Below are 11,665 nucleotides of genomic sequence, written 5' to 3'. Positions count from 1 at the left end.
TGGGCGGCACGGTGCTTGGCGCGGCGCTGCAATGGGCGCAGGCCGCGGGGCAGGCGCGGCGAGAGCGCAGGCGGGATTAGCAGGGCAGGACACGCGAGGACCGGCGACTCTGGGCCGAGAAGCGCCAGACGATGCACCTGGAGACGATCGACTGCGCGCTTCGGCAGCTTATGTCCCTGAAGAGCGAGACGGCCTACCCCTACTCGAACCTCCTCGGGGCGCTAGCAGACTCGCTGCCAGTCACCTCGCTCATGCGGGCATGCGCGCCCGCCTCGGACAGCCTGGAGTCGCACGCCGGGGATGCGGGCAGACTGGAATCGGCTGCTGGCCGAAGTCGAGTTCCACGGCTCCGACGAGGTTCGCGCTCATCGATCCTCGCGCTGGCCCGATGCCGGCACCCGGAGGCCCTTCGCACCACCCCTAGACCGTCCTAGGAGGATCGGTCCCAAGCTGGGGGCCAGCACTGCACCTGGCATGCCGCCCGCGCTGCTAGGCGGTGTTGCTGCGGTCCATGCGCCACCCTGAACTGATCGCTCCCGCAGTGGCCCTCAGCTCGATCGCTCCACGTCTGTTGTCTCACCCGCGGAGCCGTTCTCGGCCTGGGCCTCCATGAGCATGCCGTAGTAGGGCAGGACCACCAGCCGCAGGCACAGCCACCACGCGTAGACCGCTCCGACACTCCACGACTGGGGGTCGTTGAGCAGCCCGTGCGCCAGGTCGTTACGCAGGTTTGGGCCGAGCTGCTCGCACAGCAGGGCACGCAGTTCTAGTGTGAGATCAGGCCCCAACAGCTGAGACGACTCCGGCATCTCAAGCAGTGTGTTGAGCCCCTTCTCGGTCTCGACGCCGTTCTCGTCCACGAAGAGCGTGAAGATCCCGTGGGCCTTCAGGTAGCCGCGCACCATCTGCTCCACTTGTGGCACGAGCACGGAGATAGCCGATGGGAAGTCACCGGAAAGTCCATGCCACAACCCGCGAGCCCACAGACCGGCATGTCCCGCAGGGACGACCGGCGATTCGTAGCAGATGCCTGTGAGGAATCCGGTGTTGAAGCGGTGTTCGAGCATCAGCACCTCGAGAGCAGGGTAGATGAGTGCCTTGACCTGGAGGTCGATCCTCAACGTGAACGACCGGACCACCTCGGCGAAGACGGCCTCGTCAGGCGGCTGACCCACACCGAGTCCCGCCCGAGCAGCGACCTTGCGTGCGTCCGCGCTGAGCGTCGAGATTCCGAACAGACCGGACAGGCTCCCCTGCATGCGCTTTCGTTCGTCGGCCATCGCCTTCGTGGCATCGATCAGCGGCACGATTCCTGCGAGACTCACGAGCGCTTCGAGTGCCTCTTTCCCGGACACCACCTTGCGCGCGTCCTCCACATACTGGCTGATGTCGATCGGGTCCGACTGGATGAGCATCATCTCCTCCAGCGAAAGCTCTCGGATGTCAGCGAGCCGGTCACGCAGCTGCCGGAGTCGCCCGTCGAGACCTCGCGCCGAGCGGTACTTCCGGGGAAGACCGCGTATGGTCGCGATGGCCTTCTCGATAAATGTGCCGACAACGAGCGCGGGCCTGTCCTGCGCTAGTCGCTCGTCCGCCTCGTCGAGGTACGTCTGGCCGACACGCTCGATGCACTCATTGGCAAGGTCTGTTTCGCCCGCCCGCGAGAACCAGGTACAGGCGTGGCGCTCGTACGCGCGCCTGAGCCGATGGTTCCCCGCGACAGCAGCGGCAAGCGACACGAAGCGGTTGGCCAGATCCCGGGCGCCCGCCTGATCAACGGACCTGGCATCGCGCAGCAGGTCCGAAATCTGAGTCAGCATGAATCCCGCCGAGCCATCCTTGGCGAGCAGAAACTCGGCCAGCTCGGTCGTCATCTCCATGACGGTCTGACGGCCGGCATTGCCCCGACGCAGCGAGAGCTCAATCGCCCGTCGCCAGCCGTCACGACCTGCACGAAGCCAGGCGTCCCGCTCCAGCGGCACGGAACGGTAAGCGTTCACCGCAGCGGACAGCAGGCCCATGTTGCGCCGGTCACCGTAGGCCCATGCGATGTCAGCGACCCTGGCCTTCAGGACCGGCTCCTCGATGAGGGGCACGAGGCGGGCCAGCAGCTCGAGCTCCGGCTCGCTCAAGTCGTCGGGGACGGCCGATCGACGATTCCCGATTTGCATGGCGGGCACGTACGGGTCCGTCCAGTTGTCGGGAACCAGCATGGGGGACGCGGCCTTCGCCAGCACGTCCAGCACGCGTGTCCTGAGGCTGTCCTCTCCTGCATCTACCTGCGCTTCAGCCCTCAGGCGGGCGAGGTCGAGCGAAAGCACCTCGGGGCATTCGGTCCCGCGTGAGACGCCGTTCCCATCTACTAGTGCGGGAGCCCACCACGAGGGGTCAATTGGATCCTCCGCCGCCCCTCTATTCGAGGCTGCACTCGTCACCTGTGTCTCCTCCATGCTCTCGCCTGGGCGGGTCGCTGCGCGGCGTGCCCGAGCACGATCCTCCAGCAGCAGTGGCCATAGCCGCGCGCGACGAACCCGTGGACGGCCCGCGACGGCCCAAGGATTAGTCGACCTTGCTCTCGGGGTCGGCGATGAATGCTAGGAACTCGGTACCGAGCGGAGTGGTTGCCGGCACCCACAGTCCGTTCTCCGTCATCACCGCGGTGAGCGACTGGTTGATCAGGCCAGCGGTGGAGAGTGCCCCGGCGTACCGGTCGATCAGATCGCGACGGCCGGAAAGCTCCGGCATGCCTGCCTCGATGATGCCGATCTTCGGGCCCATGTAGATGTTCGGCCGAGCGATACCGTGGCGGTCGAACCAGCCAGGCGGATCGGAGAGCAGCTGCAGCATTCGCATGTGAGTCGGGGTGAACCGGTCGATCATGCCGAAAAAAAGCTGCTGCGTGTCGACGTCCGGCGCGTCGGGCATCACGGAGTTGACGACTGCATTGCGCAGTTTCTCGAGCTTCTCGGCCCGTGAGGTCCGGTCGGCGATCTGCGCGGCCGTGGTCAGCGCGTCCATGAACGCGTCTTCGCCGGTGAGCCGTGCGAAGTCACCAACCTGCTCCTCGAGCTCGTGCACCTTCGCGGCGAGGTCGTTCAGCCATCGCGTGCGTCGGTCGGCAAGGCGCCGGCCAGCGAGTTCGTTGAAGGCGACCTGGAGGGCGCTGCCCGCGACTGGCACGAACGAAATGGCCATCTCGGCCGACTTCGCAAGCCCTTGCTTTCGGTCGCTGTCCTCGGGGTACGGTTCCACGCTGGACATGGTGCCCCACCGCTGCAACCTTGGGTCGATAGGTGGGCGCGCTCGTTTGCCGGCCCGATGCCAGTGCCGCACGCTGGTCGATGACGCCCCGAGCGGGCGGCGGGTGACCCGCCGCCCGTTTCTGTCGGGGCCTCGCTACCCGACGGGTGAACCCGTGGTCAACGCATCGACGCCGAGAAGCTTCCCGACGATCCGCCGCACCGGCTCGTGGTGCCGACGCGTCGCGTGCACGTAGACGTTCATCGTCGTGGTCACGCTCGCGCGCCCGGCCATCGCAACGCCGCCAGGTCGACGCCTTCGGCCGCCAGCAGTGAATGCCGCAGCCCGTGCATCGTCATCCGGCGCGGCAGGCCCTTCCTCCGAGCCAGGTCGCGGATCTTCACCCACCGGTCCGTGTAGAAGTCCTCGTACCGCCAGTGGTTGCCGCGCGGCGCCACGAACACGAACTGCCGTCCCGGCTTCCGGGTGGCCGGAAGCTCAGCGCAGCAAGCCGCTGTCTCGGGTCTAGAGCAGGCCGGCCAGGACCTTCTCATAGCGTCGCTGATCCTTGTCAGACGTCTGCGCAGCTGCATACTTGAGCACTACCATCCGGCCTGGTGCACCCCGATCGCCGGTGACTCGGAATACTTCTGCGCCGCTGCCGCGTCGGGGAACACCTACACGGAAATCGCGTCGGCAGCGAGCAGCTGAGTGCAGCCGAGCGCTGCGCAGTTCCCGGAATTGTCGCGAGCGTTGAGCACGGGCAAGCTCCGCCTCGCCGAACGCTGCCACCCACCCGATCGGCAGTTGGACCCTCGGACTCAGGCTTCGCAGCTGAGCTCGCCCCAGGAGCAGTCGGAGTGGCCTGCTTTGCAGCAGGCGCCTGGGTAGCGGTTGTGTCGGAGGAGCAGCCGGCCGCGGCGAGCATGACAACGGCGGCCATGGGCAGCACCAGTGAAGATCGGATAGTCACTGCTGGCAGGGTGTACCACGCCTGCCACCAGTAGCGCAGCGGGCGGGACAAGCTGCCACAGATCGGCGTGACCTCTTCGGGCACGCCGGAGAGGTCATCAGCCTGAAGGGCCTGGCGAGGGCGGGACGTTGAAGGCTGCGTTGTTTGGCTCCGTGCGACCGGAGATGCCGGCTGGCTCAGCGCTTGCAGGTCTTCGGGCTCGCGAAGGGTGACCGCGTCTTGCATGCTGTTTGACATGCGGTCACCAGACGACCACCGCTCCCGATCGAGGATCAGACGCGACGAGCGTGGACGAATCATCACCGACTCCTGGACCCACCCTCTCCCTGTGGCGCTCCTGACCGGACTCTGTCTGTGGATTCTGCTTATGCTGGCACGTCTGACTCTCGCCGGACGTGCCGCCTCGGTAGTGACCGGCCTGCTGGCGGTGGTCGTCTACTGGGCCCTGCCCTACGCCTTTCTCGGACGAGAGCATTCCCTTCGTGAGGACAGCCACCTGGTAGGGAAGGTACGGATACATGACGCGTTGAGCGTCGGGGACGTTCCGACCCACCCGTGGTGGTGGAAGGAGAGTGGCGAGCCCGGCCGACGGATGATCCGCCTGGCCGTGCTGGCGACCGTGCCGGTGAGCATCGCATCCGTGGCCTTGCAGGGCTGGGTGATCAGCACGGTCACGATGATCCTTCCGGACCACTATCCGTATCTCCCCGTTGAAGACGGCGACCTGCCCACGCTGCTGTGGGGCGTGGGGTGGCTCGCGTCCTTCGGCGCACTGTTTTGGGCCCGCTCGACGCGGCGCAAAGCCTTCCGGGACGCCGTTGACGCCCTAGTGGAGCGGGAAAACCTCGATCCTCACCTGTCGGAACGAAACCACCTCCACCGGGAGACCACAGAGTTGAACCGCCAACGAACGGAACTCGGCAGCATCCTGGAGAGCCTGCGGGAGGACGACGACGCAGCGCGTTCCGAAGGGGTGCCGCCAGGCCTCAGAATCACCCTGGAACGTCTTGCGCGGCTCACCGAAACGGCCCTTAGCAGCACCGAGGCAATTCTGAAACGAGACCAGGAAACCATCGAACGAGCTGATGCCGAGAGGCGGCAGAGCATCCGCCGCGAGCGGTGGATGCTGGTCCTCGGAGCCCTCGCCGGTCTGCTCCTCGCTATCCTCAGCCACCAACTGGGGCTTACCTAAGGCGCGCGAACCTGCTGTGACGTAGCCGCCGGAGACCCAGAAGTAGATTTCACTGGGGATTGCTATCACTGTCGTGCAAGACCGCGCACTGGCCGAACCAGCTTCTCCGGGCGAGCGGGTTGTGTGCCTCGACGTGCAGCCGGGTCAGCTTGGTGCGCCCACGTGCTCGATCGCGCCGCCGAACAGGGCACGGGCCAGGTTGCGCTCGGATTGGGGCAGCGCGGCCGGCTCGCCGTTCAGGGCGCGCCACATGTCGTTGCACCACAGCAGGGTCCAGTCGGCGGCGAACACCGCGATGGGGAGATCACCCAGCCGCGCCGCTAGTCGGACTGCTCGGCGGTCCGGCACGCCTCGACGTACCGGGCGTGCTCGACGAAGTCCGTCACGTCGGCGGCCGTCACCTCGTGGAGCAGCCAGCACTCGCGGTCCACGGCGACGTGTCCGCCGTCCGGGGTGGGCACATTTGCGGCGATCTCCCGCCCGCACTGGTCGCAGTGGATCCGCAGCCGAAACCGGGGTGCCCGGCCGAAGACGGACACCGGCTTCGCGACGGTCCGCGTCATCGGCCGCGCGGTCATCGCCAACGTCGCCGTATCGATGGTCAGGTCGTGATAGCACCGCAGGCAGGTCCACCGGGCCTGCCGGACGCTGTCGCCGCTGGTGACGTCGAACGGCACACCGCATTGGGGGCACTCCAGCCGGCACTGCCACGGGGCGGACGTCCCGTCCCCCGCGCGGGGAGCCGGCAGGAACGGCAGGGCCGTGCCGACGCCGACGACCGACTCCGGTGGGGTGTCCGGGGTGCCGTCACCGTTGCCGTCGATGAGCCTGCGGCGGACGTTACGCCACCCCGGCTCGTCGACCGGCTGGCCGGCGAGTTGCCGCTCGGCGAGGTCCCGCAACACGGCCCGCCGCTCGTCGTCCGGATACGCGTCCCACAGTCGAACCCACAGCGGTGCGAACGCGTCGGGTGTCTCGTCCGACAGCAACGCCAGGGACACCTGCCAGCCGTGGTCATCCGGGGCGACCGACAGCAGCCTGCGCCACACGATCCGCCACCCCGGGGTGGCGTCGACGGCGGCCAGCAGCCGGCGCATCGGTCCGGCCTCGTCGGGTCGGGTCCGCAGCAGCTCCTCCAGGTCGTCGGCGAAGCCGTACACGCTGTGCAACGGGATCCTGCCGGTCAGGACCGCGCGCAGCGGTTCGAGGTCGGCGGGGTCGGCGGCGACCAGGCTGAGGGTGATCGGGCGCCACGCGGCGGTGCCGCCACCACGGGCCAGCCAGCCGACCGCCACCGCGCGGAACGACGGGTCGCGGACCAGCGCGGCGCACGGCCCCTCCTCGACAGCGACCCGCCACAGCGGACCCGCCGCGAAGGCGGTCGACGCCGCCGTGGCGAACCAGGCGCGGACCACCGTGGTCAGCTGCGCCACGTCGAGCTGGTCGACGGTCGCGAAGAACACCCGGAGCCAGCCCCGGTCGTCGGCCGATCGCAGCAGCCAGGACAGCGCGAGCGCGCTGCTCCGGTCGACGTCGAGCAACGGCCGGGCGGCCGCGTAGGTGCGGGCCCAGCCCGGTCGCGGTGCCGACAGCCACTCCTCGACGCATTCCAGCAGTCGCCGCCGCACGGCCGGAGACGTCTCCGCCGCCAGGCTGGCGGAGAGCACCTGCCCGGCCGCCCCGTCGTCAGGGTGGTCCCATACCCAGGTCACGAAGACGTCGACGACCTCGTCGGCGTCGTCGGGTGGCACCGCACGCAAGATCTGGCCCGCCAGCAGCCACCAGGCCGCAGTCAGGCCCGGCCGGTCCCGCAGCCATCGAAACGTGTCGCGCGCCGCGCCCAGGCGCCCCGGTGCCGCCGTGACCTGGAGCAGCCAGTAGTGGGTGTTAACGCAACTGTGCTCCTCCCCGCACCGAGCCAGGTGGCCCGCGCCGAGCCGGCGCAGCTCGTCGTCCGGCTCGCCGGTGCTGCGGCACAGGTGGGTGTACACCCAGTGCCACGCCGCTGGCGGTCGCTGCCCCCGCAGCCAGGCCAGCGCCGCGGCCCGCACCTGCGGGTCCCGCACCCAGGTCTCGGGCAGCAGCGTGAACAGCCGCGCCCAGCCCCGACCGTCGTGCGACAGCAGGTGGCGCACCTTCCCGGCCAGGCGGGGGTCCACGTCGTCGCACCGCTCCAGGTGGGCGTGCAGCAGGTCACGCCGGCCCTCGTCGTCCAGCCACGACCAGTTCAGCCACTGCGCGAGGGCGACACCCGCGAGGCGTTCGGCCGGGAAGGCCAGGACCCACGCCTCCAGGGCGCGCCGCAGCATCGGCGGCACCGGCCCGGCGAGGACCTCCTCGTAAACCACCCGGTGCTCGGGGCGAGGGTCGGCCGCCAACCAGTCCTGGACCAGCCCCCGGTGGATCGGCGCGGCGAGCGGGCCACGCCCCCGCATCCGGTTGCGGTCGCGCCGGTACAGGGCCGCGACCACCGGGGCCAGCGGCGCGTCGACGGTGAGCTCGCCGGTGACCAGCCGGTGCGCGAGTCGGACGAGGGGGCCGTTGTCGGCGGCGGTCTCCAGCGCGTCCGCGAGCAGCATGGCCGCCGCGGGCTGCCGCGCCAGGGTGGACTCGACAACCGGGGCGAGCAGGTCGACGTCGCGGGAGCGCGCCCTACGCCGGACGAGCGGGCCCGCGACCGTCAGCCAGCCCTCCCACTCCAGGTGCCGTTGCAGGTACGCCCACACCTCGGCGTCGACGCCCGGGTTGTCGAGGTCGACCAGTGCCCGCAGCAACTCGTCCATGCCCCGGTCCAGCGGCCCGGCGAGCCGGGCGATGGCGCACTCCCGGGGACGCCGGTCGGAGCGGGACGGCCACACCTGGTGCTCGATGCGGATCCATTCTGCAAGCACCGGGCTGGCGAGGTCGGTGAGGCCGGGACCGAGCCGGTCGACCACCTCCGCCAGCGCCGACCGCACCGCGGCCTCCCGGGTCCGGACGGCGGCGATCGCGTCGCGCTCCCCCGACCCGCCACCCGCCGCGGCGCGCAGCCGGCGTAGCAGCGGTACGGCGGCCCAGCCCCGGGGTACGGCCGCGATCACCTCGAGCAGCGCGTCTCGCAGGTGCGCGGTCCGCTCCGCGTCGCGACGGCCGGGTGGGAACCACACCTCGTACATCAGGTCGGCGACGTGGGGATGGGCGAACCAGTAGCCGGGCCGGCCGTCCTCGCCGGAGAGCTGGACGTGCATGTCCTCCCGGTAGGCGGCGAACGCCTGCCGGGTCTCCTCCGCCAACGCGTCGACGGCCTCCTGCGGGTAGCCGACGTAGAGCCGATTGACGGCGAGCAGGTGGGCGAAGAAGTCGGAGAGTTCGGCCAGTCCCTGGCCGGTGATGCGGCGCTGGAACCGCTCGGCGTACTCCTCAATGCCCTCCCCGCTGCGCCACTCGAGGAACAGCTGGGCCGGCAGCGGCACACCCCGTGGCGGAGCCGGTGGCGGCGCCATGCCGGTACGGTCGGTGTACCAGCGACGCAGTTGCTCGGTGAACTCCGGCCGGTACGGGTCCAGCGCCATCCCGCCGACGAGCACCTGCCGGCGGTACTCGGCCACGAACTCGCCCCGGTGTTCAGTGGGGGCGCAGCAGACGAAGACCGGGAGTTCCCGCGTGGACCCGGTCTGCCGCCGGTGGGCGAGAGCCTGGAACACCTCGGGCCATGCCGCCCGCCCGTCGTCCTCCGTCCAGGACAGCGGGTCGTCGACTCCGACGACGACGTGCCGCGCCTGACTCAGCTCGCCGGCCCACCGGGTGGCCCGGCTCAGTCGCGTACCGGCGGGTGGGAGCAGCACCGAGACCCCGGCGCGCGTGTTGAGCCGCGCCAGGAGTTGCAGCAGCAGGACACTCTTGCCCGCCCCGGACGGCCCGGTGATCCAAAACATCGGCACGATGGCCCGGCCCGCGCGCGCCGACTCCACGACCGCCTGCTCGTACCACGACCAGTACGCCCGCTCGAACTCGTCGAGGACGTTGGTGGCGGCGAAGTACCCGTGCTCCAGGTGGTACAGGGTCGGTTGCCGGTTGACCAGGTAGCCGTGGTCGTCCCGGGTCACCGTGGCCGGCTGGCGGTGCGCCGCCGTCAGCACGGTCACCTCCGCCGGTGTGCCGCGGGTGAGGATCCGCGCCAGCCCGGCCTCCAGGTCCGCGGCGTCGGCGCCCCGGGTAACGATCTCCCGCACCAGCCGCTCCGCGGTCCTTGCCGGCGCCTCCAAACCGTCGTTGTTGAGCAGGGCGATCAGCTCGCCGGCTGGGTCCCGGTCGAACACCGGCGGGTCGAGGCGATCGCGCATCCCGCGCACGGTCTCCTCGACGTCGTACGGGTGGTCGCCGGCGTCGGCGACCCGCGCCGCCAGCCACCGGTCGATCTCGGCCACCGGATCGGCGAGGAGCGTCCCCGGAGCCTCGATCCGGTACCGCGGGCGCCGGACGTGAGTGGGCAACACGGCCGCCGCCGCGTGTACCCGGGCCAGCCGGTCGAGCATCGACCGGAGCGAGCCGGCGGTGAGTGGAGCGGGTGCGGCCAGCCGGTACAGCGGCTCGTCGGCGGAGCACCGGTGCGTCTGCCGCCGGATCCGGTCGGCCAGCCGCCCCGGGTCGCTCGCGTGGCCGCCAGTGGCCGCGTCGGCTAGCAGGGCGTACGCCTGCACAGCGACCGTCTCCGGCCGGCTCAGCTCGCATGGCAGGTCGGGGTCCTCGGCCAGTTCGTCGAGCAGCCGCCGCAGGTCCTCGCGCCAGCCGGACGGCGCCGGGACCGGACGGTCGAGCCCGAGGTAATCGAGGACGTCTCCGACCGGCACCGCGTAGAGCACGTTGCTCGCCCGCCGGACCCCGGGTGCCGTGGTGCGCTCGCGGACCTGCTCGACCAGCACGGCCACCGCCGCGCCGTCCACCGTGACGGCCGCGCCCGAGTAGCCCTGGTACTCGCCCAGTGCCTCTGCCACCGCCAGTTGCAGCACGCCCAGCTCGTGCCCCCGGGCGTTCCTCACACGGTGGTCGACCGCCGACACGGTGCCGGTCAGCTGGACGGAAGCGGGTTCCGGACGCGCGGTCACCCGCCAGGCGGCGCCGGGTGCCGCGTGCCAGCCGAGGGGCACCGGCGGGTCCGGTGCCGGCTCGGCCAGGATCAGTACGGCCGCGTCGATCTCCGGCGCCGACCGGACGTCCACCACGCCGTACCGGTGGCCGGTCTCCGTGACGAACGCGAGCTCGTCCACCCGCCGGTCCCGGACCACATGCGCGGCGGTGAGGACCATTCGCCCGGTCAGGAGGAAACCGCAGCCCCGCGCCTTCGCGCCGGCGAGGACGCGCCCGTCGCTCATGTCCGGCTGAAGGTGACCGTCACCTCGAAGGTCGCCTCGGCACCGGCCCGCGACAACAGGACTCCTGCGTCGGCAGTAAGCGTGACGCCGAACGTCGCGGAGAGCTCGCTCACCCGCCAGTTGGGTCGTTCGGGCAGCTGGTCGAGGTCGGCGTTTATCACCTGCGCGCCGGCCACGACGGCGGCGCGCAGCTCGTCGAGCCGGTCCCGGAGCCGTTCGGTGACGTTCGCGCCCCAGGCGATTTCCCGCCCAGCGTCGGTCTCGACGACCTGCACGAGCACGTTTTCCGGAACGGCCGACTTCGACAACGCGCGCACCCCTCGGTCACCACTGTGAAGGACTCAGCGTACTGATCACGCGACAGACGGGGACTCCCCCCGGCTGTCGGGTGCCCGACCGATCGGGTGCTTCGCAGCCGTCGGCGAGAGTGGCTCTTCCCTTCCGTGGCGAATCCGTCACGCCTACCCCAAACCACCAAAGGTTCTCGGCATTGAAGATGCTAGATGGGGAAGCGGTGGACCGGCCTGCTCGCCGCAGTGCTGCTGACACTCGGCGTTCTACTGCCGGCAGCGCCTGCGGCGGTATCGCCGGGATCGAGGCCTACCTCGAGGACGTTGACTGGATGCGACCGCGGGTTAGGGACGCAGATGGCGAGGTATCGATGGGTGTAGCGCGAGTGGTTGGCGAAAAAGTCAGCGGCAAAGGAAGCTGCTGAGCTTGTCGGCGACGGTGCTGTAGCCATCCCGCCGCCGGGGCGTATGCCTCCTGTCGGCGAACTTGATTGATGCGTACCGAGGCGAGGCGGCCTGAGCGAAGGTGTCGTGCTGACACGTTCGGCTACTCCGAAGAGGTCTCCAGACTGAAGGGCCTGGTCACGGCGCTGCCCGTGGGATCGGCATCTCAGATGAC

7 protein-coding genes are annotated in these 11,665 nt (G+C 70.0%); 1 reads left to right on the top strand and 6 read right to left on the bottom strand.

Annotated elements, in window-relative coordinates:
- Positions 1 to 548 precede the first annotated feature (548 nt).
- The 3 genes from AB0A90_RS34235 to AB0A90_RS34225 all read right to left on the bottom strand — a co-directional run bounded on the left by AB0A90_RS34235 (position 549) and on the right by AB0A90_RS34225 (position 3,704).
- Positions 549 to 2,246 (bottom strand): DUF4209 domain-containing protein, encoded by a 1,698-nt coding sequence (locus AB0A90_RS34235; RefSeq protein ID WP_357256050.1) that lies wholly within the window; start codon positions 2,244 to 2,246, stop codon positions 549 to 551.
- A 313-nt stretch (positions 2,247 to 2,559) separates the two neighbouring features.
- Positions 2,560 to 3,252, bottom strand: coding sequence for a hypothetical protein (locus AB0A90_RS34230; protein ID WP_357256048.1), 693 nt, complete (start codon positions 3,250 to 3,252; stop codon positions 2,560 to 2,562).
- 260 nt (positions 3,253 to 3,512) lie between these two features.
- Positions 3,513 to 3,704: a hypothetical protein gene (locus AB0A90_RS34225; protein ID WP_357256047.1), complete on the bottom strand. Its 192-nt coding sequence runs from the start codon at positions 3,702 to 3,704 to the stop codon at positions 3,513 to 3,515.
- 837 nt (positions 3,705 to 4,541) lie between these two features.
- On the opposite strand from AB0A90_RS34225, the gene AB0A90_RS34220 reads away from it, so the two are divergent.
- Positions 4,542 to 5,405, top strand: coding sequence for a hypothetical protein (locus AB0A90_RS34220; RefSeq protein WP_357256045.1), 864 nt, complete (start codon positions 4,542 to 4,544; stop codon positions 5,403 to 5,405).
- A 144-nt stretch (positions 5,406 to 5,549) separates the two neighbouring features.
- On the opposite strand, the gene AB0A90_RS34215 is transcribed toward AB0A90_RS34220, so the two are convergent.
- The 3 genes from AB0A90_RS34215 to AB0A90_RS34205 are packed head-to-tail and all read right to left on the bottom strand — an operon-like array spanning position 5,550 to position 11,064.
- Entirely contained in the window at positions 5,550 to 5,753 is a 204-nt protein-coding gene (locus AB0A90_RS34215; RefSeq protein ID WP_357256044.1) for a hypothetical protein, read from the bottom strand.
- The gene (locus AB0A90_RS34210) at positions 5,726 to 10,756 is read right to left on the bottom strand and encodes a serine protease (RefSeq protein WP_357256042.1); all 5,031 of its coding nucleotides are present in this window, start codon (positions 10,754 to 10,756) and stop codon (positions 5,726 to 5,728) included. Before AB0A90_RS34210 ends, AB0A90_RS34215 begins: the two co-directional genes overlap by 28 nt.
- Positions 10,753 to 11,064 carry a CU044_2847 family protein gene (locus AB0A90_RS34205; protein ID WP_141722515.1) on the bottom strand — a complete coding sequence of 104 codons (312 nt, stop codon included), beginning with the start codon at positions 11,062 to 11,064 and terminating at the stop codon, positions 10,753 to 10,755. Before AB0A90_RS34205 ends, AB0A90_RS34210 begins: the two co-directional genes overlap by 4 nt.
- Between the last annotated feature and the right edge of the window lie 601 nt (positions 11,065 to 11,665).

This window comes from Micromonospora sp. NPDC049204 (assembly GCF_040647935.1).
Classification (GTDB): domain Bacteria; phylum Actinomycetota; class Actinomycetes; order Mycobacteriales; family Micromonosporaceae; genus Micromonospora.
Note: the sequence above shows the minus strand (reverse complement) of the source record. Positions and strands in the feature narration are given on the sequence as shown.

Excerpts from the sequence above, each read along its gene's own strand:
- AB0A90_RS34210 (WP_357256042.1), bottom strand. The coding sequence starts at position 10,756 with ATGAGCGACGGGCGCGTCCTCGCCGGCGCGAAGGCGCGGGGCTGCGGT.